This is a genomic window from bacterium (assembly GCA_035307765.1).
Lineage (GTDB): Bacteria > Sysuimicrobiota > Sysuimicrobiia > Sysuimicrobiales > Segetimicrobiaceae > Segetimicrobium.
Window position 1 is genome coordinate 1 of sequence record DATGHU010000009.1, and the last position, 25,848, is coordinate 25,848.

The 25,848-nt window shown below is 64.2% G+C and carries 20 protein-coding genes and 2 pseudogenes; 11 read left to right on the plus strand and 11 right to left on the minus strand.

Going from position 1 to position 25,848, the window contains the following annotated elements; translation table 11 throughout:
- Window positions 1–618 precede the first annotated feature (618 nt).
- From VKV57_03300 to VKV57_03310, 3 genes and pseudogenes are all read left to right on the plus strand, one after another.
- Window positions 619–1,002, plus strand: a complete 384-nt coding sequence (locus VKV57_03300; protein HLW58933.1) for a hypothetical protein — start codon at window positions 619–621, stop codon at window positions 1,000–1,002.
- 1 nt (window position 1,003) lies between these two features.
- Complete coding sequence (locus tag VKV57_03305) at window positions 1,004–2,251, plus strand: MFS transporter (GenBank protein HLW58934.1); 1,248 nt, start codon at window positions 1,004–1,006, stop codon at window positions 2,249–2,251.
- A gap of 841 nt (window positions 2,252–3,092) precedes the next feature.
- A pseudogene (locus tag VKV57_03310) lies at window positions 3,093–3,233 on the plus strand (integrase core domain-containing protein).
- Window positions 3,234–3,429: 196 nt separating this feature from the next.
- Here VKV57_03310 and VKV57_03315 read toward each other — a convergent pair.
- Both VKV57_03315 and VKV57_03320 read right to left on the minus strand, forming a co-directional pair.
- Window positions 3,430–4,476, minus strand: coding sequence for a Gfo/Idh/MocA family oxidoreductase (locus VKV57_03315; GenBank protein ID HLW58935.1), 1,047 nt, complete (start codon window positions 4,474–4,476; stop codon window positions 3,430–3,432).
- A 394-nt stretch (window positions 4,477–4,870) separates the two neighbouring features.
- A pseudogene (locus tag VKV57_03320) lies at window positions 4,871–5,060 on the minus strand (IMP dehydrogenase).
- Between the two features lie 737 nt (window positions 5,061–5,797).
- Between VKV57_03320 and VKV57_03325 the strand changes: the two are divergent.
- The 8 genes from VKV57_03325 (at window position 5,798) to VKV57_03360 (ending at window position 14,346) form a co-directional block, all read left to right on the plus strand.
- Window positions 5,798–5,920, plus strand: a complete 123-nt coding sequence (locus VKV57_03325; GenBank protein ID HLW58936.1) for a hypothetical protein — start codon at window positions 5,798–5,800, stop codon at window positions 5,918–5,920.
- Window positions 5,921–5,952: 32 nt separating this feature from the next.
- Window positions 5,953–6,705 carry an SDR family oxidoreductase gene (locus VKV57_03330; GenBank protein ID HLW58937.1) on the plus strand — a complete coding sequence of 251 codons (753 nt, stop codon included), beginning with the start codon at window positions 5,953–5,955 and terminating at the stop codon, window positions 6,703–6,705.
- Between the two features lie 104 nt (window positions 6,706–6,809).
- The gene (locus VKV57_03335) at window positions 6,810–8,405 is read left to right on the plus strand and encodes an ABC transporter substrate-binding protein (GenBank protein HLW58938.1); all 1,596 of its coding nucleotides are present in this window, start codon (window positions 6,810–6,812) and stop codon (window positions 8,403–8,405) included.
- Between the two features lie 46 nt (window positions 8,406–8,451).
- A complete protein-coding gene (locus tag VKV57_03340) occupies window positions 8,452–9,381 on the plus strand; it encodes an ABC transporter permease (protein ID HLW58939.1) in 930 nt (309 codons plus the stop codon).
- The gene (locus VKV57_03345) at window positions 9,374–10,282 is read left to right on the plus strand and encodes an ABC transporter permease (protein ID HLW58940.1); all 909 of its coding nucleotides are present in this window, start codon (window positions 9,374–9,376) and stop codon (window positions 10,280–10,282) included. The genes VKV57_03340 and VKV57_03345 overlap by 8 nt, the downstream gene beginning before the upstream one ends.
- An 88-nt stretch (window positions 10,283–10,370) precedes the next feature.
- Window positions 10,371–11,378 (plus strand): ABC transporter ATP-binding protein, encoded by a 1,008-nt coding sequence (locus tag VKV57_03350; GenBank protein HLW58941.1) that lies wholly within the window; start codon window positions 10,371–10,373, stop codon window positions 11,376–11,378.
- Window positions 11,379–11,404: 26 nt separating this feature from the next.
- Window positions 11,405–12,451 carry an oligopeptide/dipeptide ABC transporter ATP-binding protein gene (locus VKV57_03355; GenBank protein ID HLW58942.1) on the plus strand — a complete coding sequence of 349 codons (1,047 nt, stop codon included), beginning with the start codon at window positions 11,405–11,407 and terminating at the stop codon, window positions 12,449–12,451.
- Window positions 12,452–12,558: 107 nt separating this feature from the next.
- Window positions 12,559–14,346, plus strand: a complete 1,788-nt coding sequence (locus tag VKV57_03360; GenBank protein HLW58943.1) for an alpha/beta hydrolase-fold protein — start codon at window positions 12,559–12,561, stop codon at window positions 14,344–14,346.
- A gap of 235 nt (window positions 14,347–14,581) precedes the next feature.
- On the opposite strand, the gene VKV57_03365 is transcribed toward VKV57_03360, so the two are convergent.
- From VKV57_03365 to VKV57_03405, 9 genes are all read right to left on the minus strand, one after another.
- Window positions 14,582–14,794 (minus strand): hypothetical protein, encoded by a 213-nt coding sequence (locus VKV57_03365; protein HLW58944.1) that lies wholly within the window; start codon window positions 14,792–14,794, stop codon window positions 14,582–14,584.
- A gap of 33 nt (window positions 14,795–14,827) precedes the next feature.
- A complete protein-coding gene (locus VKV57_03370) occupies window positions 14,828–16,792 on the minus strand; it encodes a hydantoinase B/oxoprolinase family protein (GenBank protein HLW58945.1) in 1,965 nt (654 codons plus the stop codon).
- 23 nt (window positions 16,793–16,815) lie between these two features.
- Window positions 16,816–18,822: a hydantoinase B/oxoprolinase family protein gene (locus VKV57_03375; GenBank protein HLW58946.1), complete on the minus strand. Its 2,007-nt coding sequence runs from the start codon at window positions 18,820–18,822 to the stop codon at window positions 16,816–16,818.
- Complete coding sequence (locus VKV57_03380) at window positions 18,822–20,867, minus strand: hydantoinase/oxoprolinase family protein (protein ID HLW58947.1); 2,046 nt, start codon at window positions 20,865–20,867, stop codon at window positions 18,822–18,824. The genes VKV57_03375 and VKV57_03380 overlap by 1 nt, the downstream gene beginning before the upstream one ends.
- A gap of 181 nt (window positions 20,868–21,048) precedes the next feature.
- Complete coding sequence (locus tag VKV57_03385) at window positions 21,049–22,173, minus strand: Xaa-Pro peptidase family protein (protein HLW58948.1); 1,125 nt, start codon at window positions 22,171–22,173, stop codon at window positions 21,049–21,051.
- A gap of 354 nt (window positions 22,174–22,527) precedes the next feature.
- On the minus strand, window positions 22,528–22,959 hold the full coding sequence (locus VKV57_03390) for a GNAT family N-acetyltransferase (protein ID HLW58949.1): 432 nt from the start codon (window positions 22,957–22,959) through the stop codon (window positions 22,528–22,530).
- Window positions 22,960–22,996: 37 nt separating this feature from the next.
- Window positions 22,997–23,686, minus strand: coding sequence for a hypothetical protein (locus tag VKV57_03395; protein ID HLW58950.1), 690 nt, complete (start codon window positions 23,684–23,686; stop codon window positions 22,997–22,999).
- Between the two features lie 208 nt (window positions 23,687–23,894).
- On the minus strand, window positions 23,895–25,070 hold the full coding sequence (locus VKV57_03400) for a VLRF1 family aeRF1-type release factor (protein ID HLW58951.1): 1,176 nt from the start codon (window positions 25,068–25,070) through the stop codon (window positions 23,895–23,897).
- A gap of 372 nt (window positions 25,071–25,442) precedes the next feature.
- On the minus strand, window positions 25,443–25,848 hold a 406-nt coding region (locus VKV57_03405), incomplete at its 5' end, for a BON domain-containing protein (GenBank protein HLW58952.1).

Sequence of the window (25,848 nt, forward strand, 5' to 3'; positions counted from 1 at the left end):
GAGCCTCCACCTTGTGGGAAAGATCGGGTGTATGGTACCCTGGCATCGGCGTACTCCTTTCCCCTCCCCGGCCAGGGAGGTTCCGGTGTGTGATCCCTTGGAAAGGGTACGCCGCTTGAATTTACACACCTTTTGATCCTAACTCATTTCCTTTTCGGTTTCCCTCAACATCGCCAGAGTTGTAGGAGCCTCAATCCCATGTCTGATGGCTCTCTTAATGTTCTCAAGCTCTCGGTGTGCCTGATGATGCCGCCGGCGAAGTTCAGCAAAGGTCTAGCATGCACGTCCTCGTTTCGATCTGTTCCGCCGTCTTTTTGGTAATCACGGTCCATCGAACTTGAGGGTTTTACTCCTGGCTCAGTCGGGTCACCCATCATGCTCCACCTAAATTTAAATTAGTATTCGGTGGTTCTTGTGTTGCTTTGGGGCGAAGGTTTTCCATGCCACCCGTATGGTCCCTGCCGAACAGGGGCGTTAGTTCTTACGGCAGCGCCATGGCCGAGCCGCAGGGAACCGTGTGCTGCCGGCGCCAGCAGGTACTTTGCCGCCAAGCACGGTACCCTATGGTGGATGGCGCGCTGTTCATTGCGTCGATGGGCCACTTGATCGCACCCGACGATGATGTACAGTGGCGCGGCGCTCCTCGGCACTATGGACCTGCTCCTCGCTGGCGCCCGTCAGTTTGGCCTTGCGGTCGCGGTGTTCGCGGTTGCCGGGGTGAGCATGATCACGTTCACGGTCAACACAATGCTGCAGATCGCCGGTCCCGAGCACATACGCGGCCGCGTCATGTCCATGTACGTGCTCGTCACGGGCGGATTGCCTCCGGTCGGTGCGCCGGAACTGTGCAGCGCCCCGACCGAACTAGCAATTGCAGGCGCCATCGGCGCATGTTCGGCAGCTGCCGTGCTCCGGTGGCATCAACTGACGCGGCCGGCCGGCACACCGACCGTGACCACCGTTGCCGCGGTCTCGGGCAACGGAACCGGCGGGGAGCACTGACGTGCGCAACTCCCCCTCCGTGTTCGGAGCGATGGCCGACGCGCCTTACCTGTGGCTGTGGAACGCCACGCTCGCCAGCAACTCCGGTCGGTATGCCGTCATGCTCGTCGCCAGTTGGCTGGCCTTTCAGTTGACGCGGTCCCCGGTCGGCCCCGGACTCGTGTCGTTCCTCGCGTTCTCCCCAGCGCTCGTCGTGGGGCCGGTCGCAGGCGTGCTTGCCGATCGGGTCGACCGGCGACGGCTCATCTGGTTGGGCGCGGCCATCGGCGCCGGCGCCACCATCGTTGCCGCGGTCGCCGGGGCCGCGCGAGGATTCGACATGAAACTTGTACTGCTACTGGCCGCTTCTTGCGGTGTCGGCATGGCGCTCGAGCAGCCCGCGCGCGTGTCCCTGGTGCCCGTGATCGTCCGCCCCGCGCAGCGGCTCAACGCCTTCTCGCTGATGCGGATCCCGGTGCAGGGGGCTCAGTTTGCGGGTCCGGTGCTGACGACCGGCGTGCTGGTCCGGTACGGACCAGTGGCTGCCCTTGGCGTCTGCACGATCATGTACGCGCTCACCGCGGTCCTCATCGCCCGCGTGGAGGTGCCGGTACCGGCGCGGCCCGAGACCCGTGAGAGCGTCGTGGACGAGATCCGGACGGCCGTTGCCTACGTGTCGCGCGAGCGCATGCTGGGCATCCTCACCCTGTTCGTCGGCGCCCATTGCGCGCTGACGATGGCGTTCATGGGGGTATTGCCGAGCCTCGCGACCATGGTGCTCCACGGCAACGACGCCACGTTCGGTACCTTGATGACGGCGGTCGGCCTGGGCGCCGTGGTCGGCCCGCTCTTCCTCGCCTGGCGGGCGCAGCGGGTCAACGAGCGTCGTTACCTCGTGGCGACCGCGCTCCTGAGCGGGATCACGCTGGTCGCGCTCGGGCTTAGTCGCACCTTGGCGGTCGCCGTGGCGATGGCGACCGCGGCCGGGGCCACGCAGGCGTTGTTCATGATCCTGATCGATAACCGATCACAGACCATGTCCGTCGACGCGATGCGCGGCAGGGTCGCCGCGTTTGTGTATTTCTTCACCGGTGGGGTGATGGGCATCTTCAACCTGCTGCTTAGCGCGATGGCGGACTGGATCGGTTCGGAGGTTACGCTCGCGATCTGCGGCCTGGCCTTCGTCGCCGCTACCTGCGGCCTGCTAATCCGCGTCCCGCAGTTGCGGTGGACGCCGCCCGTCCCCATGGAAGAGCAGCCCGCGTCGTGACCCCCGGGAACCTCCCGGCGGGCGAATCCGGTTCTCGCGGGATTCCGCTGTTAAAAAGCGTAGCAATGTCAGATGGTTAACCAATTTTCTCTGCACTTATTAGGCAATACGACCGCGGTCTTCGCTGGCGAGGCGGGACAGAATATTGTTGCGACTGCCGTGGTTCATGGCGAACCTATGCACCCGTACCCCGATACATAGGTACCTGATATTCGGCCGGCGGCCCCCAGGATAACCTGGTTCAACGACCTTCATAGAGAGACCGAGGAACGGGTGGCGGAATTGGAGGCTGCGCTTCAGGCTCCAGCCAAGCCAGCGGTGGCAGCTCTCCCTGTAACGGTCGAACGCTATGCTACGCGAACTGAAGCAGGTCCTAAACCGAGACAACGCCCGCGCCAGGTGCATCTCGGCCACGTTGATCCGGGAAGTCATCCTGTGCCGGCACGGAGGCCGCATAGTGGCAGAACTTCGTGGCAATTTGCAGGGATTCTGGACCTTTCTTGCGATTCGAGTGGTGTCGGGAGGGGGATTTTTGCATTTCCGAAAAACCCCGTGGCCGTAGCCCCGTCGGTTTCTGGAAATTGCAGCAGGGCCTTGGTCGTGGGGGAATTATGCCCTGGGCAATGGCCTCCTTGATATGTTCAAGTCTCCGCCGGGCCTGGCTAAGTGCGGACTTGAGCGCCCGCGTGGTCGTGATGTACCTTGGCAAGGTTGTCACATTGCCAAGGCAGGAATCTGTCTGGTCAGCTGCCAATGTTCTCGTCTATAGTCGATTGTTGACAGTTAACGGAGCTGAGCACTGATGAGCGTCGTCTCTGCTTAATGCTAGAAGGGGCTCGCCGAAGGACTCGCGTTATGCGGGGTCATTGACCTCCAAGAGTGGGAGCGATTCTACAACTACGAACGACCCCATGGCGGCCTCCAGGGGCAAACGCCCTACGAACGGCTCCGGGAAAAACTCCAGTCGGTGTGTCACGGATGACCGGTCAACCTACAGCTAAGCCCCAACAAAGAAACAAATTCACCCTGATCGACAGCAAAGGAATGGGCCCGACTCCCAGTGTCTTACCATACACCTTTCGGATGTCAGTGAGTTCCAGCGATGCCTCATGTTATGCGCTTCTGGCCGGGCCCCAAGAAGGCTCCCTCCAGGCCTGTTCCATCAGCGATATGTACGTTCAAAAGGCCGGGACTTCATGACGATCTTCGCCTTCCAGTCTGGGCACGATGTATACTGCGCTTGTAAGAATGTCCTGCAGCACTTCCAAATCGCGATAGGAGTCGGCAAGACCGGACCACATTGGAGCCTCGCCACGAACATACCTCGCAAACTGCGCAATTTCATTGGTGTAGGGGCTGTCACGAGGTATCGCTAGTTCCTGCCAACCAGGAGGCTGCAGCGTAAATAGCGTCGTGCGCGGGTATCGATAGGGCCGGTGGGGATACCAGAGTTCAACTCGCAGATTACCCTGAGTTCCGTATACTGTAATTTCCTCCCCACACTCCATTCCGCGCAATTGATGGTGAGTTGCCAGAACCCCATCGGTAAGTTCCAGGATGACCGTCCCCAGGTTGTGGTCGACGTCTCGATATACAGCACTATGAACCCGCACGATATCACCCAGCCAAAAGCGCAACAAGTTGATGTGATGAATGCTATTCTCCGTCAACCAATCGGACGGAAGATCGTGTGGCCCCCGCTCAGCACGGGGGCTTCCTGTCTCACTATAAGTGCGGTAATGGGGCGGAAAAGCGAGTCGACACGAACTAACAACGGCACGAACACGACCTATCGCTCCATCATCGATCAGTTTCTTGACGTGCAAACAATCGTTATCGTAGCGGCGATGGTATGCAACCATGCACTTGACGCCCTTGTCATCCACGGTAGCAATTGCCTGCCTTGCCTCATGCAAATTGTAGGCAATCGGTTTCTCAACGAGGATCGCCTTTCCCGTTGCTGCAGCTTCGGCAATCAAGTGCACATGTGATGGGGCAGGAGTGCAAAGGATGACCGCATCGAAGTGAACTGCGTCGAGGGCTGCCTTCAGGGAAGAAAAGACCGGTGCGTGAAAGGCAGCAGCAACAGCAGTTGCTCGTTCCGGGACTGTGTCTATGGCGGCGATCACGGAAATCTCGGGCTGAAGCCCAAGCAGCGCCGGCACGTGTTCAGCTTGTGCAATGTAGCCACACCCAACTAGTGCTAGCTTTAGGACGTTGCTCACGCACCATCCTCCACCAGAGCACCGGGAAGCCGTGCAGCTAGAGGGCATCTAACAGGATACTCGCGAAGGAGCGCTAGGGAACGGATCGCTCGCTCGTAAGAATGCCTCAGCGTCTTCTTCCCCTTGCGGCCCCCCCGAGCTACTCGTCAGAAACTATCAGCCGAGGCAGAGCATACATCCGTGCCAAAAACACTGTCAAGCAGCCGACGAGACCCATGCCACGCAAACCCCTGTCGTACCATCGATGCCTGCGGTCGCCGCCGACCGATACGTTATTGTAGAATGCCGGCCGCGACGCGCGCAGCGTTTCCTCCTGAGGATCTCCGGGGCGGTCGAACGCTTTGCGAGTGCGATTCGGCCGGGATGGCGGCCCAGGAGGATGATCCGCGAAGGTGGCGTGATGGCCCGTCCCCATCACGTCCGAAAGCGTGAGCGGCGACGGCGGCAACGCGTCCTCTACACCCCGCGGCAGGGCGACGAGTGTTCCTTCCGCCTTGGGGCACACTCACGGCTTCGGCTTGGGCTCCGCCGACCTCACCCGTACCGAAGAATCCGCTGTGGATGCACGACGTGAGCAAGCCCTCCGTGGATCTTGACCCTTGACCCAGCTCTCCGGTTTATTGTACATTGAGTGTGCAATCACAAACACGGTGCTCGAGCCGATCCAACGCTTTGACCTCTTCCAAGTGGAGAACCAGATGGCGATCGATCGAGTCCCGCCCGTGCTCCACAAGGGCGCCCTCGTGAAGCCTCCTGCGCTGTCGCAGGCGGCGGGCAACGCTGCGCCCATTTCAAATAGAGTCGTGTGAAATGACCGACGACCTTCGCGTCGCCCATATTTCATGTCCGCCCGGCCAATCGGCCCGCGGTCGAACGGTAGTTGGGTACCAGCAGGATGGGACGGAACTCGCGTTGTCGGTGCTTGTCATGAACGGTGCGAGTCAAGGTCCGACCGTCTACATGGGGGGTGCTCTTTTACGGCGGCGAACCATCTGGCGCGGAGGTCATCCGCCAGATCATGCGCGAGCGAGTGGACGCGTCGGCCCTTGCCGGACGGCTCATCGCCATCCCGATTCAGAATCCCTTAGCCCTCCGCACGAGTACATACCACGACATCGAGGATCGGCTGCATGCTCGACGGTCAGCGTCGGCTTGCCCTGAGCGAGCGCCATGTCGGCGAGCAATCCGACCAGCCGCTCCTCGAATCCGCCGCTGCGGGTCACCCCTGACCGTGGCGGCTTCGTGCACCCGCAGGCACCGGTCGGGGCTGGGTGACGGAAGGTCAGATCGTCTCGCTGATCCGGGATCCGGGGGGGATACGGTGGAAGAAATCGCGAGCCCGACCGACGGGTACGTCCTCGCGTATCCGCGCCACGGCAACCATGCCGCAGCCAGCGGCGACGTCGTCGTGTTCGTGGCGCCAATTCATCCGCCGGTCGATTGAACAAGCCGAGCGGGATGCTCGCAGGAAAGGTCATGACACAAGAGGACAGCAGAGTCGCGATCGTGACTGGCGGGGGATCGGGAATCGGTCGAGCCATCGCGCTTGCGCTCGCAGCCGACCGTTGCGCCATTGCGATCTTCGATCGTAACACTCGGAACGGTGCCGCCGTCGCGTCGGAGATCGAGCGCTCAGGACAGCGGGCACGTGCCTACGAGATCGATGTGACCGTGAGCGGGGGGGTCCATCAGGCGGTTGAGGAGGTGGTGAAGACGTTCGGCCGGATCGACGTACTGGTGAACAACGCCGGGATCGGCGTCCTCGGCTCGGTCGAGGAACTCGCAGAGGAGGAGTGGGACCGTGTGATGTCGGTCAACGTCAAGAGCGTCTTCCTATGCTCGCGAGCCGTCATCCCCCATATGGCGGCGCGTGGGGGCGGTCGCATCATTAACGTCGCATCGGTCGCCGGGCTGGTGGCCTCTCCAGGCCGCGCCGCCTACTGCGCGTCGAAGGGCGCCGTCGTGATGCTCACGCGCGCAATGGCGCTTGACTGTGCCCCCCGGAACATTAACGTGAACTCAATCTGTCCGGGGGTGGTCATCACGCCGATGACCGAGAAGTCGCTGCGCGATCCTGCGGACCGCCAGCGAAGGATCGACGGCACGCCGCTCAAACGGCTCGCGCAGCCCGAGGAGATCGCCCCAGCCGCCGTCTATCTGGCTGGCCCCGGAGGCAGCTTTGTGACTGGTTCCACGCTGGTTGTCGATGGCGGCTGGAGCATCGATTGAGCATGCCTTCGACCGGTCGGTGCGGTGCGGCGCGTGCCGCCTGGCGATCACTCTTTCGGCACAGGGTCTAATTGGCAGATTTGGTGAACAGGAGGAGGCGTCCGATGTCCACAAGTTCCCAGCTTCGTCCCTGGCAACTGGCCGGATTGGCGGCCGTTCTCGCCTTCGTTGTCGCGGCCGGCGACCCCGCATCGTCCAGCGCTGCGGGCTCCCCACGGTCGGGAGGCTCGATCAACATCGCCATCGTCGGCGACCCGGGTACGATCAACCCGCTGAAGGATGGCGGTATCGCCGATAACTACGTGTCCGAGCTCATTCGCGACCGGCTCGTGTGCAGCGGTCGGGACGGGGGCATCGTGCCCTGTCTCGCGACGAGCTGGAATACGCCGAACTCGACGACGTTCATCTTCCATCTTCGCCGGGGGGTGAAGTTCAGTAACGGAGCGCCGTTTACGGCGGCCGATGCGAAGTACACGTACGACCAAGTCGCGTTCGGCAAGGATTCCGACTTTAACGGCGCGGAGGGACCGATCAAGGACACGAAGGTCATCGACGACCACACGTTCGAAATCGACCTCTCGAGCCCCGACCCCTACTTCCTCGAGTACATGTCGCTGAACTCCGACATGGGGATCATCCCGCAGGGCTGGCTCGCACAGTGCGGGCAGAGCTGCGACACGACCGTCGTCGGGACGGGTCCGTTCACAGTGACGGAGTGGGTCAAGGGCGATCACCTCACGCTCCAGCGGAATCCGAACTACTGGGACAGCCCGCGTCCATACCTTCAACAGATCAGATTCAAGGTGACGCCTGACCCTTCCGCTCAGGTGCTCCAGCTCAAGGCGGGCGCCGCGGACATCCTCTTTCAGGTTCCGTTCAAGGAGCTCCAGAGTCTTTCGCAAGCACCCGGCATCACAGTCGGAAAGCACGGTTCGGGCAGCATGACTGAGATCATCTGGAATAATCGCGTCGCACCCTTCAACAATCTCAAAGTGACCCAGGCTCTTTCCTTCGCGATCGACCGGAACCAGATCGGGCAAGTCGCGATGTACGGCTACGCTGATCCGATGACGGATCTCCTGCCGCCGTTCCACTGGGGCCACGATGCCTCGTACCCAGCCCCCACGTACGATCCCAACAAGGCCAAGGAGCTGCTCACCCAGGCGGGGTACGACGCCAACCACCCGCTCTCGTTCGAGTTGCGGATCATCAACAATCAAGACTTCATCGATGAGGCGACGCTCATCCAGCAACAGCTCCAGCAGATCGGCGTCCAAGTGAAGGTGACCCCCCTCGACAAGGCGACGTTTCTCGCGCCGATGTTCTACACGAAGGACGCCCACAACCTCACGTGGCAGGCGGCGCTGGAGCGGTACACGTTCGGGGCCGACACCCCATCGATCGTGTGGCAAACCTACGACACGGGCAGCTACATCAACTTCGGCGGTGTCAATCTTCCAGGCGGTCTCAAGGATTCGACCCTGCAGAACCTCATCGATCGGGCGAAGGTAGAGACCGACAAGACGAAGGCGAAGGCGCTCTTCTCGCAGATCTCTACCCAGGTCGACAAGGACGCCCTGACTGTGCGTCTGCCATGGCAGAACAACGTCATGGCATATCGGAACCGTGTACAGGACTTCCATGTACTCACGGCGTTCGAGTACCCGCTCCAGTACGTATGGGTGAACGACGGGAAGTAGGCAGGAGGGCAGCCCGAGCGGCGTGAGGCACCCGGGACGCTGACGGATGTGGCGGTATACCGCGAGGCGGGTCCTCCTTGTGGTTCCTGTGCTGCTCGGGTTGTCGATCCTGGTCTTCCTTCTCATCCATCTCGCGCCCGGCGACCCGGTCACGGTCCAGCTCGGGATACATGCGACGGCCGAGACTGCCGCGCGGTTGCGAAGCAGTCTCGGCCTCAACGCCCCGCTCCCCGTCCAGTACGCTCTGTGGCTCAACCGCGTCGTGCGCCTGGATCTCGGGACCTCACTGTACGCTCACGCGCCGGTCACCGAACTCATCGCGCAGCGATTCCCCACCACACTCGCGCTAACCGTCGCGAGCATCCTCTTGTCGCTCGTCATTGGCGTGCCGCTCGGGGTCGTGTCGGCGACTCGGCGCGACGGGATCATCGACAATGGTGGTCGCCTGTTTTCGATCATCGATGTATCGATCCCGGTGTTCTGGCTCGGGTTCCTGCTCATTCTCGCCTTTGCGATTGGTATCCCGGTCTTCCCGCCAGGTGGATCGGTGAGCGAGTACGGCCCAATCGCGCTCGTCCTCCCATCGGTCACACTCGGCGCCTCGTTCGCGGGGGTCGTCGTCCGATTTACCCGCGCCGCGATGCTGGAGGTGCTCGGCGAGGATTACATCCGAACGGCACAAGCGAAGGGGCTCTCGACGTTCGCCGTGAACTACCGCCATGCGCTCGGGAACTCACTCATCCCGCTCGTGACGGTCGTCGGGCTCCAGGTCGGGGTCCTCCTCTCCGGAGCGGTCCTTACCGAGACGGTCTTCTCGCTCCCGGGGCTCGGGCTGCTCATGGTAGGCGCCGTCGCGGCACGTGACTACCCGATGATCCTCGGGACCGTTCTCTTCGTGGCAGTGCTGGTCGTGCTCGCGAATCTCGCCGTCGATCTTCTGTACGGAGTGCTCGATCCTCGCGTTCGCTATGAGTGACCATTCCACAAACGTCGACCAGACGCTCTCTGTGGCGGTCTCCGAGAACGCCGTGCTCGAATGGGCCGACGACGGATGGCTCGGCCGCCTCCGCCGCAATCGCCTTGCCCTCGTTGGAACCGCCGGCATCGCGCTGTTCCTGAGCGTCGGCCTGTTCGCGCCACTCATCGAGCCATATCCGTGGAGCCAGTTTGACCTTGCGCATCGCCTGAGCGGTCCGACGCTCCGCCACGTGTTCGGCACCGATCAGTTCGGGCGAGACATCCTTTCGCGCACGATCTACGGGGCTCGGGTATCGATGCTGGTCGCCCTGGCCGCAACGGCGATCGGGACCGTCGGAGGCGTCCTCATCGGTACGGCGGCAGGCTTCATGGGTGGCTGGATCGACGAGTTGTCGATGCGGACTATGGACATCATCCTCGCGTTCCCCCAGATCGTGCTCGCGATCGCCGTCGCGGCGTTGCTCGGCCCGAGCCTCATCAACGTCATCTGGATCGTCGGCCTGCTCATGGTTCCCCAGTTCGCTCGGGTCACACGAGGCTCCGTAATCGGTGTGATGAACCTCGAATACATCACGGCCACCCGGACCATCGGGCAAAGCGAGGTCATGATCGTCGTACGGCACATCCTCCCGAACATCGTCGGCCCGCTCATCGTGCTCGCCTCCCTCGCCATCCCCGGCGCGATCATTACCGAGGCTGCCCTCAGCTTCCTCGGCGCCGGCGTGCAGCTCCCCGAACCGAGTTGGGGTAATCTCCTGTCTGGGGGCAACGCCTACCTGCTCCAGGCGCCGTGGCTCTCGATATTCCCCGGGCTCGCCATCACTCTCGCCGTCCTCTCATTCAACCTCCTCGGCGACGGGCTTCGCGATGCCCTCGATGTATCGGGCGGACCGGCATGACGCAGGTCGTGATTCTCGCTGGCTTGACGCGGCCGTTCGTCATGCGATCTCGAAAGTCGCAAGGCGCCGGTGCCTTGGACCGGGGCCGATGGTGAGCCTCCAAGGCGGTGACCCACTGCTGACCGTGCGTGACCTCGCCGTCGACCTGCGTCAGCGTCATGGTGTTGTCCATGCCGTCCGCGGCCTCTCGTACTCGCTCGACAAGGGTGAGGCGATGGGCATGGTTGGCGAGTCAGGATCTGGCAAGACAATCAGCTCGCTCGCATTGCTCGGACTCCTCCCGGCTGGGAGAAGCCGCGTGGTTCGCGGGAGCATACTCTTCGCCGGTCGTGACATCGTGGGAATGCAAGATACAGAGCTCCGGGCATTGCGGGGCGGGCGGATCTCGATGGTGTTCCAGAACCCGCTCTCGAGCCTCAACCCGGTCATGACGATCGGCCGCCAGCTCACTGAGGCGATTCGTCTCCATCTCGAGCTGTCAGCCGATGAAGCATGTCGGCGAGCGATCGAGATGCTCGAGCTCGTCGGGATCCCCAACCCGAAACGACGCCTCGGCGACTACCCACACCAGTTCAGCGGCGGCATGCGACAGCGGGTCATGATCGCGATGGCCCTGTCGTGCCGACCGGATCTGATCGTCGCCGACGAGCCGACCACCGCGCTTGACGTGACGATCCAAGCGCAGGTCCTCGATTTACTGAACAGGCTCCGACACGAGTTGGGTATGGCGGTCATCCTGATCAGCCACGACCTCGGAGTCGTCGCGGATACGACCGACCGGATCGCGATCATGTACGCGGGTCGGATCGTGGAAACGGGGCCGACGAGACAGGTGCTCGGCGCTCCGCGACACCCGTACACAATTGGGTTGTTGCGCTCTATACCGCCCCTTGACGGTCCGCGTCGTCGGGATCTCGCGGCAATCGAGGGCGCGCCCCCCGATCTGTCGGTCGATATCACCGGTTGCCCGTTCCGCGACAGGTGCGCCTGGGCGATCCAAGAGTGCGCGGAGATCGATCCGCCCGTCGAGCCCGTGGCGCATCGGCACACGGTTGCGTGTTGGGTGAAACCGGCGGAAACGGTGGAGACGACGTGAGCGACGAGCGATTGGTGGTAACTTCGATGCCAGCAGGTACCGCGCCGCCGCTTCTCGAGGTGGAGCGCCTCCGCGTGTGGTTCCCCGTGCGGCGTGGCGTCCTCCGCCGTCGGGTCGGGTGGGCGAAGGCGGTCGACGACGTGTCGTTCACGGTCGGGCACGGCAGCACGATGGCACTCGTGGGCGAGTCGGGCGCCGGCAAGACAACGATAGGACGGGCGGTCGTCCGCATCCAGCCGGTGACATCTGGAACGATCCGCTTCAAGGGGGAGGTCCTGAATGAGTTGGTGGGATCGGATCTTCGCCGAAGGCGTCGTGAGTTCCAGATGATCTTTCAGGATCCCTTTGGCAGCCTGGACCCGCGTCAGGCCGTGGGGGACATTCTCGCTGAGCCCTTGGCCATCCACGGGCTCGCCTCGCCCCGCGAGCGGCCCACGAGAGTTCGCGAGCTTTTATCACTCGTCGGCCTCGACCCGGCTTTCGCGAGCCGATACCCGCGCGAGTTCAGCGGTGGGCAGCGCCAGCGGATCGGGGTCGCCCGGGCGATCGCTGTCCGCCCGGATTTGATCGTTTGCGATGAGCCAGTGAGCTCGCTCGACGTCTCGATCCAGGCACAGGTGATTAACCTCCTGACCCGTTTGCAGGGTGAGCTCGGCGTCGCCTATTTGTTCATCGCGCACGATCTGGCCGTCGTCCGGCACATCGCGGACCGGGTCGCGGTCATGTACCTCGGACGGATCGTCGAAATGGGCAGCGTGGAGGAGGTGTATGCCAACCCCGCGCACCCGTACACGGTCGCGCTCCTTTCCGCCGCCCTCAACCGCCGCGCCAGCCGACGCCGCCGGATCGTCTTATCCGGCGAAATCCCGAGTATCGATCGTCCGCCCGCCGGCTGCAGCTTCCATACCCGGTGCTGGCTCCGGACCCGCCTTGGCAACCCGGAGATCTGCGACCAGGTCGAGCCGGTCCTGCGGGCCGCGACTTGCGGGTGGCCGGTCGCCTGCCATTTCGCGGAGGAGACGCCTCGTCATCAGCCGAACAGAGCGACCGAGGCGGCTGGTGGGACGGTGTGAGGGGAAGCTCGCAAGTTCGGCGGCCCTGTCGCTCATTCGCGTGATCCGCGACGTAGTCATCCGCTAGGGACTCGCCCGGCGGCACGACGCAAATCCAGGAGACGAACGTGACCAAGCGGTCGACGACCCGCTTTTCGCTCTCGTTCCCGTCCTCGATCTCATCGACCCCGATCACGGGTCGCGCGTTCGTGGTCGTCACGAAGAGCGTGGACCGACCATACGTCGTCGCCCCTGGACCAGGCGCACTTGGCGGCGCGGAGCAGGGTATCGAACCGCGTCGGCAGGCAGGCACGTGGAAGAACCGCGTGCCTTTTTTCGGTACGTACCAGAAGAGCGTTCCCTACTTCAGTCCCTGGGTGGCAAGCGCGCCGTTCTTCGGTGTCGACATCGACCGGGTCGAGCCTGACCAGGTATTCGTCATCGATGAATCGGCGCCGGGCTACCCGCCGCTCAGCATTCGCGACATTCCTGCCGGGGATTACTACGTGCAGGCCGTCCTCAACGTGTACACGCGGTTTGTGCGATCGGACGGCCATACCATCTGGGCGCACCTAGATCAGTGGGAGGGCCAGCACTGGAACTCGTCGCCAGGCAACGTCGTGAGCTCGGTCGAACGCGTGCACCTCGATCCCGATTCCGGGTACGACGTCGAGCTCAAGCTCTCGACGCGGCTTCCGGCAGTTACAGTTCCTCCCGATACGGAATATGTCCGCCGGATCAGGTTCGAGAGCCGTCTGCTCAGCGAGTTCTGGGGCCAGCCAATCCGTCTCGGAGCAGTCGTGCTGCTGCCGAAAGGCTACGACGAGCATCCCAACGAGCGGTATCCGGTCATCTATAACAACGAGCACTTTAACCTCGGCGCACCGTTCGGGTTCTCGCCAACTCCGGTTGAAGAGGCGGAGGAGCAGCGGTACATGCGCGAGCTCCGAGGCCTCGAGAACGGACATGAGTTTTACAAGGCTTGGACGTCGGATGACTTTCCCCGGGCCGTCATCGTCACGATGCTCCACCCGACCCCGTACTTCGACAGCTCGTACTGCGTGAACTCGGCGAACGTCGGCCCGTACGGCGATGCGATCATGGCCGAGCTGATCCCCACGCTTGAGGAGACGTTCCGAATCGCGCGGGAGCCCCGGCTTCGCCTTCTCACCGGCGGCTCGACCGGTGGCTGGGTCTCGCTCGGCCTGCAGGTCTATCACCCGGACTTCTTCGGCGGCGCGTGGGCGTTCGCGCCCGATTCCGTTGACTTCCGGCGATACGGCCTCGTCAACATCTACGATGATCCGAACGCCTACCAGGCGCCCAACCGGGAATGGCTTATTCCTGAGCGGGTGTTCTACCGCTCCCCCGATGGCCAGCCCGAGCTCACGCTCCGACAAATGAGCCAGCTCGAGGCGGCGTCGGGCACGCATTGCCGATCGGGCGAGCAACTCGACGTGTGGTACGCCACATTCGGGCCGGTGGGCGACGATGGGTATCCCCGCCCCCTGTGGGACCAGCGGACTGGCGAGATTGACCACGTTGTCGCCGAGTATTGGCGCGACAACGGATACGACCTGCGCAGCTACATCGAGGAACACTGGCCGGAGATCGGACCGGATCTCGTCGGGAAGATCCACGTGTTCTGCGCCGATATGGACGATTACTTCCTCAATCTCGGGGTCTATGCGCTTGAGGAGTGCCTCGAGAACACAGAGGCGCCTTACTACGCTGGCTCGTTCACATACGGTCGCCCGCTCGACGGCCACGTGTGGCATCCGTTGAACCACGCCAAGCTGGTGCGCGAGATGCTGGCTTCGATCCGCGCGCGGCCGCGGGGGCGGCGGCATTCCGCCTCCCGGCCGAGTGCGGTCGCGTACGAGATGGGCCAGAAGCCCCGCAAGCCGGGAGCCTGACGAGCTTCTCGGTGGGCCCCGTCGGCCAGCTGGGTGTCGCCGGCACTCTGCAGGACGCTGCGATCAACGCCGGCAAGCCTGCCCTCACGGTCGAGCTCTCGGGGGGCTACGTGTGGGAGGAACCGTCGGCACGCGCGGGCGTGCTTAATGTGATGAAGGTCCTCGGCATGCTGGACGGTGCCCCGGAGCCGCAGACGGATGTTCGTGTGATCCCTGGGCGGCTGACGAACCGGCACTATCTCGTGTGCGACACGGGCGGGTTCGTCCGGCCGCTGCATGCGGTCGGGGCGAAGGTGCGCGAGGGCGATCCGGTGGCGGTGTTGTACGGTATGTTCGGCACGGCCGCGGAGACGGTCGCGAGCCCGATCGACGGCTGGATCGTCACATACCCGGCAACCGGCACCCGCACCGTCGTAAACGGAGACATCGTGGCGTTCGTCTTTGGCACGTCGAAGATCCCTGAACGCCTCGGGTGCGGGTTTCAGATGAGCGACACGATCCGCTCGCGCAGCTCGCGGACTGCGTCCGCAACCTCGGCGGCGCGCACCGGTCGCTCGCGGCCGCTGTTCGAGCCCAGCATCCGAATCAGCGCTTCGCGCATGTACGATCGAAAGCCGGGAGGCTGTGCGTCAAGCGCGGCATGGAGGGCCAGCTGCGCCTTGTCGGACCACACCGCCTCCCAGCGGTTGCGTTCGGGGCCGAACGAAAACGCCAACGCCGGGGACCGGGGCCCACGCCGCCGCGCAGAGGTTCCCTCCGTGTCCACCGCAACCCCGCTCAACACGACGCCGTAGTCGCGCACCGCCGCCTCGAGCGTCACGAGGCCGCGGCGGACGTCGCGTGCCACCGCGTCGGGGTCTCGCTCAAACGGATCGCCGTACCCCCCCCCGCCCTGCGAATAGAACGCGACGGTCTCGCCAGGCTGCAACAGCAGCTCGTCGATCTTGCCGGTGTCGCGCGACTCGCTGCCCTCACTCGTGACCGTCGCGTGGCCGAGCACGCCAGGCGCCCCGCCGAGCCGCCCCCAGGGACGAAACTGGATCCGCTCCATCCCACGCGCCGTGAGCACCGTGTCCGGCGACAGGACGCGCAGCGCCAGCTCGATGCCCATCCCGCCGCGATATCGGCCCGGCCCGCCGGAGTCCGGCCGCAGGCCGTAGCGTTCGATCAGGATGGGCATGTCGGTTTCCAGCGTCTCGGCCGGGACGTTTCGAAGGAATCCCACACAGAAGTCCATGCCGTCGATCCCGTCGCGCATCGGACGCCCGCCCGACCCGCCGACGATCGGCTGAATTACCCCCACCCGCTGGCCGCCGGTACGCGGATCGTACATCGCGAGCAGCACGACGCAGGCCTGCCCGGCCCCGGCTGCCGGGATCTCGGACGGCAACGCCTGCCCGAGCAACCCCAGCATGACGTCCATGATCCGGATCATCGTGGCGGCCCGGACGCCGACCGCTGCGGGCGGCTGCGGGTTCAGCATGCTCCCGCGAGGCGCGTGCGTATGCACGGGCCGCACCAGGCCGCTGTTGTACGGGATGCCGCGATCGCGCGTACGGAAGTATCGGCAGATCGTCGGGACGAACATCGCGTGGGCCTTCTGGTCGAGCGACGGCAGGTTGAACGCGCCGCGGACCTGGTGGTCCGTGCCGGTGAAGTCGAGGAAGAGCTCGCTGCCGCGGACCTCCATGCGGCAGCGCAGGCGCATCGGCGCACCGCCCCACGCGTCGCCCTCAAGGTAGTCCCAAAACTCGTACACGCCGTCCGGAATCTCTTCGATAAACTGCCGGGCGCGCCGCTCGGCCCAGTCCAGCACGCCCACGATGCCGGCCTCGACGCGGTCGAAGCCGTACCGGTCAACCAGTTGCTGCATGCGGCGTTCCGCGGTTACGACACACGCCAGCAGCGCCTTGAGATCGCCCCAGTTCTGAGTCGGGATCCGGCAGTTGTCGAGCACGAGGCGCAGGATCGCCGCGTTGAGGGCGCCGCGTTCGTAGAGCTTGACCGGGCGCAGGCGGAAGCCCTCTTGAAAGATGTCGTAGCAGGTCGGCGAGATGCTCCCGGGGACCTTCCCTCCGACGTCGGAGCTGTGGACGAAGCAGCTCGCGAAGCACAGCAGGCGGCCATCGGCGAAGATCGGCACAATGAGGTACAGATCGGCGAGGTGCGTCACGAGCCCACCGGTCGTGTACGGATCGTTCGTCAGGACGACGTCGCCCGGGGCCCAGTCCGGAAACGCCTCGATGACGCCGCGGTGCGGTTTGCCGGGGTTGTTCGTGGTCCCAATGGTCAGCGGCGCCGCGAACACCTCGCCCTCGCGTGTCACCAGCGTCGCGCTGAAATCCCCGGTCTCCTTGACGAACACCGTGAACCCGGTCCGCAGCACGGTCGAGGCCATTTCCTCGGTGACCGCCTGGAAGCGGTTGTGGAGTATCTCGAGCAGCACGCGGTCGACTGAGGACCCCTCCGTCATGAGCGGGCGGGTGCCGGACCTTCGGCGCGCTCCACGCCACCCATGCGCGCGTGGAGCGCGCGCACGATCTCGGCGATCCCCTCGGGCGCGGGGCAGTGCCCCCGGGCGGCCCGCGCGTCGACCTCACGCATTGTCCGGTTTTTGAGGTAGTTACGCAGCGAGAGCGGATACGCCATCAAGCTGCGGTTCAACGCCAGCTGCATCGCATCGGACCACACGGCCTCGAAGGCTTCCCGCTCCGGACCAAAGGCGTACTCGGTCTGGCGCGTCGCCCGGAGCGATCGGAGCGCGCTGGTGGCCGCCGCGTCGACCTGCCCGTCCCGAAGCGCGACCCCGTAGTCCGCTCGCGCTGATGCCGTGGAGACGAGACCCCGGCGCACATCCGACTCCACGAGCGCCGGATCCCGAGCGAAGGGATCACCGTAACCGCCGCCCCCCTGTGACGCGAACGTCACCGTGTCGCCTGGCTGGAGTAGCAGCTCGTCGATGCGCCCAGTCGGCGTCTCGTCGGCGGTGCCCTCGTTCTTAACCGCAGTACCGGGCTTGCCGGGGAGACCACCCAACCGGCCCCAGGGCCTGAACTGCATGCGTTCCATGCCCCGCGCAGTCATGACGGTGTCGGGAGCGAAGATGCGCACCATGAGCTCGATCCCGCAGCCGCCTCGATAGCGACCGGGGCCCCCGGAGTCGGGCCGCAGGCCATACCGCTCGATCAGAATCGGCATGTCCGTTTCCAGCGTTTCGGCCGGGACGTTTCGAAGGTAGCCGACGGCGAAGTCCATGCCGTCGATCCCGTCACGCATCGGCCGCCCGCCGGAGCCGCCGCAAATTGGCTGGACCACGCCGACCAAGTGCTTGCCCGTCCGGACGTCCGCCATCGCGAGCAGCACGATACACGCCTGCCCCGCACCGGCGGCAGGCAGTCGTTCCGGCTGTGCTTGGCTCAGAACCCCAATGACAACGTCCATCAACCGGATGAACGTGGCCGCCCGCACACCCACGGCCGCGGGCGGCTCGGGGTTGAGGAGGCTGCCGAGCGGCGCGTGGTTCGTGACCATCCTCACCATCCCGGTGTTCCACGGCACCGACGGGTCCAGCGTGCGGAAGTACCGCACGAGGGACGGCACCAGCATGAAATGCCCCTGCTGGTTGCACGATGGCAGGTTGAACGCCGCGCGGACCTGAGGATCGGTGCCCTCGAAATCCATGAACAACTCGTCACCGTGGACGACCAGTCGGCACCGCAGCCGGATCGGATATCCGCCGTCAAGGGCATCCAGGTAGTCCCAAAATGTGTATTCACCGTCCGGGATCTCCCGAATCATCGCGCGCACGAGGCGCTCCGCGTACCCCATCAGATCCTCGATCCCTTGCTCCACCTGCTCGATGCCGTAGCGGGCCACGAGCTCGTGAAGGCGGCGTTCGCCGGTGTTGAGCGACGCCATAAGCGCCTGGAGGTCGCCCAAGTTCTGCTCGGGAATCCGGCAGTTGTCGAGGAAGATGTTGAGGATCTGCTGGTTGAGCTGGCCGCGGTCGTACAGCTTCACGGGCGCGATCCGCACGCCCTCCTGAAAGATGTCGTAGCTCGTCGGCGTGATGCTGCCCGGCACCTTGCCGCCGACGTCGGAGGAATGGACGAAGCTACATCCGAACGCGATGATCCGGCCGTCGGCGAAAATCGGCTTCACCAGGTACACATCGGCGAGGTGCGTTGAGAGGCCGGCGGTCGCATACGGATCGTTCGCGATGACGATGTCGCCCTCGTGCCACTCGGGAATCGCGGAGATCACACCCTGGCCCGGGAGGCCGAGCGACAGGCTCACGCCCGTGGACACCGGCGACCCGAACGTCTCCCCGGACGGCGACAGGAGGCACACGCCGAAGTCTGCTGTCTCCTTGACGAAAACGGTGAAGCCCGTGCGCAGCACGACGTTCGCCATCTCTTCGGAGATCGCCTGAATCCGGTTTTTGAAGATCTCGAGGAACACCGGGTCGGTCGGCATCACCCAACCTCCCCGACGAGGTTCCCGCCGGCGTCCGCGCGCACGCGATAGCCGGGAGGGACGAACGTCGTCGTATCGTACTGCTCGATGATGGCGGGCCCGGCGACCCACCGGTCCGCGCCGACGGCAGAGCGCTGCCGGACCACGGCGTCATGGGTCGCACCGTCGACGAACACCGCCCGCGTTTCCTCCGGGCGCTCGCCGCCGCGCCCCGCCCGCGCCAACAGGCGCGCCACCTTGGACGTCTCCCCAACCACAGTCGCGCGCAGATTGACAAACGTGATCGGCGCCTTGGAGTCGCTCACGCCGAAAATCGAGTGATACAGTTGGTGGAACCGCCGCCCGATCGCGGTCCGGTCGCCGCGTTCGGCAGTCGGCACGGAAACCTCGATTTCAAACGCCTGCCCCTCGTACCGCATGTCGGCGCTGTACAGGACGAAGGACGAGGCGAGTCGGATGCCCTGCGCGCTCTCTTCCGTCAGCCACTGCTGGCCCCGCCGTTCGAGCGCGCCATAGGCGGCCTCGAGATCGCCGTCGGTGAGTTGGTGGTCGCTGCGGTACAGCGTGTGGACAAAGTCGTTCCGGAGATCGGCCACGATGCAGCCGAGGGCGCACAGCGTGCCGGGCGACGGCGGGATCAGCACCTTCCCGATTCCGACCTCCCGGGCGAGAAAGAACGCGTGCGTCGGGCCAGCCCCGCCGTAGGCGAGGAGCGTGAAGTCACGCGGGTCCACGCCCTTCCGCGCCATGAGCGGCGTGAACTGGGCGTACATGTTCGATGTCGTCACGTCGAGAATGGCCTGCGCGACGGAGCGCGACGACAGGGAGATCCCCCGGCCGAGTTCCGTAAGGGCCTGCTCGGCGAGCGACGCTGTCAACGGCATCTGCCCGCCGAGAAACCGGTCCGGGGCGATGATCCCGAGATGCACGTACGCGTCGGTGACCGTCGGCCACCGGCCGCCCCGCCCGTAACACGCCGGTCCGGGGTCGGCACCCGCGCTGCGCGGCCCCACCTTGAGGACGCCTGCCGCGTCCAACCATGCGATCGAACCGCCGCCCGCACCGATCGACGACACGTCGACCGCCGGCATGATCACCGGAAAGTCTCCGACCTGGTTCTCCGTGGAGTACGCGGGCTGGCCGTCGACGACGATCGCCACATCTGCGCTCGTTCCGCCCATGTCGAGTGTCACGATCCCGCCCACGCCGGCGAGGCGCGCTACGTGAGCCGCCCCGATGACACCGGACGCCGGGCCTGACAGGAGTGTCTGCACCGGCTCCTCCGCCGCGCGCGCGGCGGTCATCACCCCGCCGTTCGACTTGGTTGAGAGCACCTGGGCTCGCAGCCCGCGCCGCGCCGAGCCCCGCTCGAGGTTCCGGAAGTACCCGGCCATGCGGGCCCCGATGTACGCGTTCATCACCGCCACCAGGCAGCGCTCATACTCACGCTGTTGCGGCCACAGGTCCGCGCTCGCGCACGCGAAAAGCGTGGGGAACTCGGCGTGGATCAGATCCCGGACCTGATGCTCGTGCTCGGGATTCTTGTACGCGTGCATGAAGCACACCGCGACCGCGGTTACACCATCTGCCTGGAGCCGGCGGATGGCATCGCGCGCCTGCCCGAGGTCGAGCGCGCGGTGCACACGACCGTCGGCAAGCATCCGCTCGTCAATCTCCTGGACCAGGTCGCGCGGCACGAGCGGCAGTGGCTTGTCGCCGTAGAAATCGGTCGTGTTCTCGAGTCGGAGCCGGCGGATCTCGAGGATGTCGCGCAGGCCGCGCGTCACCAGCAGACCCGTCGTGGCGCCGTTCCGCTCGATCAGCGTGTTCACGCCGAGCGTGGTGCCGTGGACGAAGAGCGCGATCTCCTCGGCGGGGACGTCCGCGTGCCGCAGATCCTCCAGGGCGTTGAAAATGGCCTCCTCCGGCGCGCCAGGGATCGAGGGCGTCTTGAGGGTCGCGGCAACCGTGCCAGCCTCGTCCGCGACCATCACATCGGTGAACGTACCCCCGATATCCACGCCGAGCCGATAGCGTCCCACCATCCGATCCGACCTCCTGTCACGACATTTCGCCGCGCCGGGCCGCGGGACGATGCGTTCCACATCGCCAAACCTGCGCCATCAAGCGCCGTGCCCTAGACATCGCTCGCTACGGCTACGTTCGGGACTGGCTCGCGCGCTCTTCAGCCTGCCGCATCCGCGGCCGCCGCGCGGGGCCGATCGATTAGCCGACGCTCATCAACCCGCTGGTGTCCATCTTCGTCGTCAGTCGCTCCCCGCCGCCCTCGCTCACCCGGACGAGATCCTCTACGTGAAAGCGGCCGAGTCCCTTGAACGCGTGCAAGATCTCGACGCACATCAGCATGTTCGGTGCGAGCGTTTCTTCCTCGTATGGATTGAGAATCGGGTATTCGTGCAGCCGAAGACCGAGGCTGTGACCGATCGCATCCATCGAAAACTCGAGACCAAGCTCCTTGCCGACCGCGACGGACTCGCGGTACAGGTCGGATGCACGTCGTCCCGGCTTCATCCGCGCGATCATCTCGCGCTGCAGCGTGATGAGCTTCTGGTACGCGTCGCGCTGCGCCGCGGACGGCTCCCCGACGACCGCCATGCGCCCGAAGTCAGTGTAGTACCCGCGGAAACACCCGACCATATCCAGTCGCATGATCTGACCCGGTCCCACTCGGCTGTCGTCCGGCACGGAGTGAGCGATCATCGTCCGCTCGGGCCCGGAAGCGAAGCTGTAGAAAGGCACCCAGTCGGCACCGCCGGCCAACAGGTTCTGCGCCAGGCGATGGGCAATCGAGCGCTCGGTCTCGCCGGCCTTGGTCGCGCGATACCCGGCCTCGACCGCTGTCTCCCAGACGGCGGCGATCTCCGTCATGTGCCGGATCTCGTTGTTCGTCTTCACCATCCGAGACCGGTCCAACACCGTCTCGGCGTCAAGGATCTCGAGGTGGGGCAGTGCGCGCCGCAGCGCATCGGCATCCCGTCCGGGCAGATATCCCATCTCCACCCAGATCCGCCCGCGATCGAGTCCCCGCTCCTTCAACGCGCGCACTGACCCGTCGATCGGCAGTACCGCGTGCTCGGTGTACGGCACGATCTCATCGATCCACGACTGCGTGCGGGCCGTGTGTTCGACGACCGTGCTCACGACAAAGAAAGGTGTTCCCTCACGCCGGTATACCGCGAACGCGAGCCGATCGCTGATCATTCGCTGGCTGATGATGAACACCCCGGCCAAGTGCTGCACGTTCTCGGGGGAAACCCCGATCACCGCATCCACCCCCGCCGCAGTCATGTCCTGCCGCAATCCAGTTTCGAGATACTGACGCTTCGTCACGCTCGACCTCCTCGCCCGCGATATTCCCCGATCCCGAGCTCCTCGATCGCAGCCCGCGCTATCCTCGCCGCGACGCGCATCCCACCGGCGCATCCGCCCCGGGCCCTGCCCCGGCTCGGCGGGATGGCCGGAGCCACATCGCGTGCCGACCGCGGAGCCGAGCACCGACGCCGCAGGCGATCCGTAACCGCAGGATCAACCACGCTCCTCGGATTCGCGCCAGGGTGCATCGCCGCCTGCTCAAATGGTCCGCCGATGTCGAGCACGCGCGCCACCCTCGCGCGACGCTCGGATCCCGCTCCTCCGTGTTACTCTCAGAATCGGCCTCAAGCAACCAAAGATCATTGGGGCTGCTCAAGGCGTCGACAGAATTTTTTTCAGATAGTACTTCTTGTGGCAAATAGGGTATCCGTCGAGTACACCGATTTCCTGATAACCGAGTTTCTTGTAAAAGCTAGGTCCCTGGAAACTATGTGTCTCAAGCGTGGCGATGTTGCAACCTCTGGCAATTGCTTCGTGCTCGGCTGCGCGCATCAGTTTCGATCCAAGCCCTGTTCCTCGGAAGTCCGCCCGTACCCACACGAATCTTATATCGAGACAGCCCCCCCAGGTGTACGCGTAGATTCCAGCGATCATCTGCCCCGCGGAATCCCGCAGAAAGATCGCGAGCTCCTTGAAGTCATATATCTTCGTTTCGTCGACATTGAAAGTATCGATGCGGTCCTTGAGATATTCGACGTCCTGGTTATCGGGACTAATATCAATCCGGAATTGATGTTGATCCATGATTGTACCCCATGGGGCTCTCTATGTGCGCTGGAGTCTAAACTTCCAGCCCCAGGGGATATGTTACGCTAGGAGAATCTGTTTTGTTGGTAACTCCCAAAATCGAGCCCCCGCTACCAGAATTACCAGTAAGTCCGGGGAGGGCCTTCTCTAAACGGAGGAGGCCTTCCACGTTTCCACGGAGTTCTGCGACCAGTCCCTCAGAAGTCGGCCGGAGGACGATCTCTCCGAGGAGATCCCGTAGAAGGCCTCTGGAGCGGCTTAGATCGCGTCCCAGGACCTCATCGAGTTCCTGGATCATCTCTGGTAAGATCATGCCTACCAGGGCGTCTATGGGCGGAGGTACCTGGAGGCGGCGCTCAAGGTGTTGTATCCGAGCCTCGACCTCTACGAGCATCTCCCTGGTGATGGCGCTAATCAGCCCCCGCCGGATTGCGTCCTTGATTGCAACCCGTTCCTGCAGCGCTTGGCTGAGTTCTTGTTCAACCGTGTGGCGGCTGGCATGCTGGTCATGTTTCTGCCGGCTCAGCCGTTTCAGTTCTTCCTGAACACGGCGCGTGAGGTAGTCTACCGCCTCCGGGGTAAAGAGCTCCTCCTGAATCGCCCGCAGTAACCGCTGTTCAATCCGGGCACGCAGGACGACCTTACCGTTCGCGCAGATTGCCGGCCCGCGATTCGTGTGGAACGAGCACCCATAATAGTTGCTGTTGTAGATAATGTCTGCCACGATCCGCCGATAACCGGTGACATAGGGGCTGCCATGCGCGTCGAACTTAGAAGGATCTAAGACCGGTTCTGTATGATACCCGTACGTCCGACCACCAGCGCTGAAACCACTGTTCGCCGGGACTGCAGACCCACCTCGGGACCTCCGAATAATCGGTGGTCGTCTTCCGAGGAGGGTTTATCCATATGGCCTGATCATAACAGGGGCATTACACTACCTCGTGCGGGGAACGATAGCGCAAGAGGGCACCGATGCCATCGGTGAGTTGGGAAGACGTCGACGGTCCGACAGCCTCGATCCCGGTCCCATGCCGCCGGGCCACGGTCGGGAGCATCTGCCGGAGCGGCGCGCGGTCGACCGCCCCGCCGCAGCCGGGGCAGGTCCCGATCGGTGTTGTGCTCAGGTACTGGCACTGCGTGCATTGCCAGATGTCGCCTTCGAGATCGCGGGCCACAACCAGGGTTTTGACTTCCCCCTGCATGAGGGACCTAAACGTGGCCGCCCGTCCGACCACCGCTCCCTCATTTGCCGCGACCCGGGCCAACAGGTCCGCTACCAACCCAGACTCTCGTCGGTGGTGGTCGGCGAGGGCTACAGGAAGCGTGCGTTCCTGGACCTCGGCGAGGGTGGCATAAGAAGGCAGCGGCACGGTCTCGATCACCTGCGCTCGGACTGCGTCCGGGAGAAGCTTACGCACGGTGGTGGCCGCCTCCTCGGGGCCTCCGATGATCACACGGTCGATGTGGCGGTCAACCAGTGCTCGCGCCGTAGCCTGTGCAACCCCCTGCCAGAACTGCCGCCGGTGCTCGTCGACCCTTGCGTCAAACGTGTCGGCTTGGGCCCCGCGGCCGACGCCAGCACCGATCCGCCGCGTGTACGTGTCCGACCGCCCGGATTTGAAACGCCAGTCCCGGGTGTCCAGCTCCAGCGTCTCATCCTCGACCACCGTCGTCCGCCCCAGATAGGCCACGGCGATCCGCGCATGCTCCAGGTAGACGGCGACGATGGCGTACGCTTTGTACTCACTCGTTGCCCAGAGCAGAGGCGTGAGGTCGGGCCGTCCAAACTGCACACGGTTTGGAAGTGGAAATGGCAAGGAGTATTCGCGCCAGAGCTTTGGCGCCGCGAAGATGGCTAACCCCCGACCGCGCGCGGGAGCCGTGCCGATATATGCCAGCACTTTGCGCCCCGTCCGGAGCGCCCCGCCGCGATCGGGTCCAACAATGCCGGCAAGGGTCTGACGCATGGCCTGGCGCAGCCAGATGCGATACGCGGGATTCGAAATCTGATGCTCGGGTTTGGTCGGATCCACGTCAAGCGAGATGGAGAAGACGTCCTGACGGGCAACGCCCATCAGATCTTCGAGCTCCTCGACATCGATCATGATACCATCTCCTCGGCGGAGACCTCAGCATCCCGTATCGTGTGGAAGGCATCGCCTCTCCGTGAAGCTTGAACTGGTGGGTCACCGCGCAGTTGAGCTGTCACCGCCGCTTCGGGTACACGATTTCCTCGCCCGGCCGGATGTGGACCAAGAAGAAGTTCTTGCACCGCGGCATCCCCGTCGTGGGGTCCTGACCTTTCCCCGCCCGCATGCCAGCTCCGCGAGAACCACCACTACCGGATTCCGCTTTGGGCTGGTAAACACAGCGTCCTCCTCGTAAACTGTACCAGTCGGGCGACAAGAGGGGGAGATCACTCCACACTTGCCGCCCGATTGACCCAACCGAAGCTCCCTGCGCCCCGCCTGTCGGACTTAGATTTCTCGTTCTATGATGAGCTGATCCCGGACGGCGCTCACCCCAGGGGCATGGGCGGCGGATTCGACGACCGCTTGCTTCTCTTGCCACGAGTGAACTCGTCCCGACAGCGTGACCTCTCTGCCTTGTACCTTCACGACGATGCGTTTAGCCTCATGCTCCGCCCGACGCGCCAGGGCGTGCTCGATGGTTTCGCGGACCTTTTCAGGACCAGGATGCTCGAGTGGCAATACGCCGATGTTGTTAATCACGCCCACTACGCCGGACAACTTCGAGACCGCACGATGCGCTTCGTCGCACTGGGTCCATCGGTCCACGGTTCCCGTCAGCGTGACCATACCATTGGACACGGTCGACTGAATCCGCTCGTGCGGCACAAAGACATTCCACTCCAGCGCCTGC

What these genes read in the sequence shown, in the direction of transcription:
- VKV57_03300 (HLW58933.1), top strand. Translation starts at nt 619, where the DNA reads ATGATGTACAGTGGCGCGGCGCTCCTCGGCACTATGGACCTGCTCCTC.
- VKV57_03330 (HLW58937.1), top strand. Translation starts at nt 5,953, where the DNA reads ATGACACAAGAGGACAGCAGAGTCGCGATCGTGACTGGCGGGGGATCG.
- VKV57_03335 (HLW58938.1), top strand. Translation starts at nt 6,810, where the DNA reads ATGTCCACAAGTTCCCAGCTTCGTCCCTGGCAACTGGCCGGATTGGCG.
- VKV57_03340 (HLW58939.1), top strand. Translation starts at nt 8,452, where the DNA reads ATGTGGCGGTATACCGCGAGGCGGGTCCTCCTTGTGGTTCCTGTGCTG.
- VKV57_03345 (HLW58940.1), top strand. Translation starts at nt 9,374, where the DNA reads ATGAGTGACCATTCCACAAACGTCGACCAGACGCTCTCTGTGGCGGTC.
- VKV57_03350 (HLW58941.1), top strand. Translation starts at nt 10,371, where the DNA reads ATGGTGAGCCTCCAAGGCGGTGACCCACTGCTGACCGTGCGTGACCTC.
- VKV57_03355 (HLW58942.1), top strand. Translation starts at nt 11,405, where the DNA reads ATGCCAGCAGGTACCGCGCCGCCGCTTCTCGAGGTGGAGCGCCTCCGC.
- VKV57_03375 (HLW58946.1), bottom strand. Translation starts at nt 18,822, where the DNA reads ATGCCGACCGACCCGGTGTTCCTCGAGATCTTCAAAAACCGGATTCAG.
- VKV57_03380 (HLW58947.1), bottom strand. Translation starts at nt 20,867, where the DNA reads ATGGTGGGACGCTATCGGCTCGGCGTGGATATCGGGGGTACGTTCACC.
- VKV57_03390 (HLW58949.1), bottom strand. Translation starts at nt 22,959, where the DNA reads ATGGATCAACATCAATTCCGGATTGATATTAGTCCCGATAACCAGGAC.
- VKV57_03400 (HLW58951.1), bottom strand. Translation starts at nt 25,070, where the DNA reads ATGATCGATGTCGAGGAGCTCGAAGATCTGATGGGCGTTGCCCGTCAG.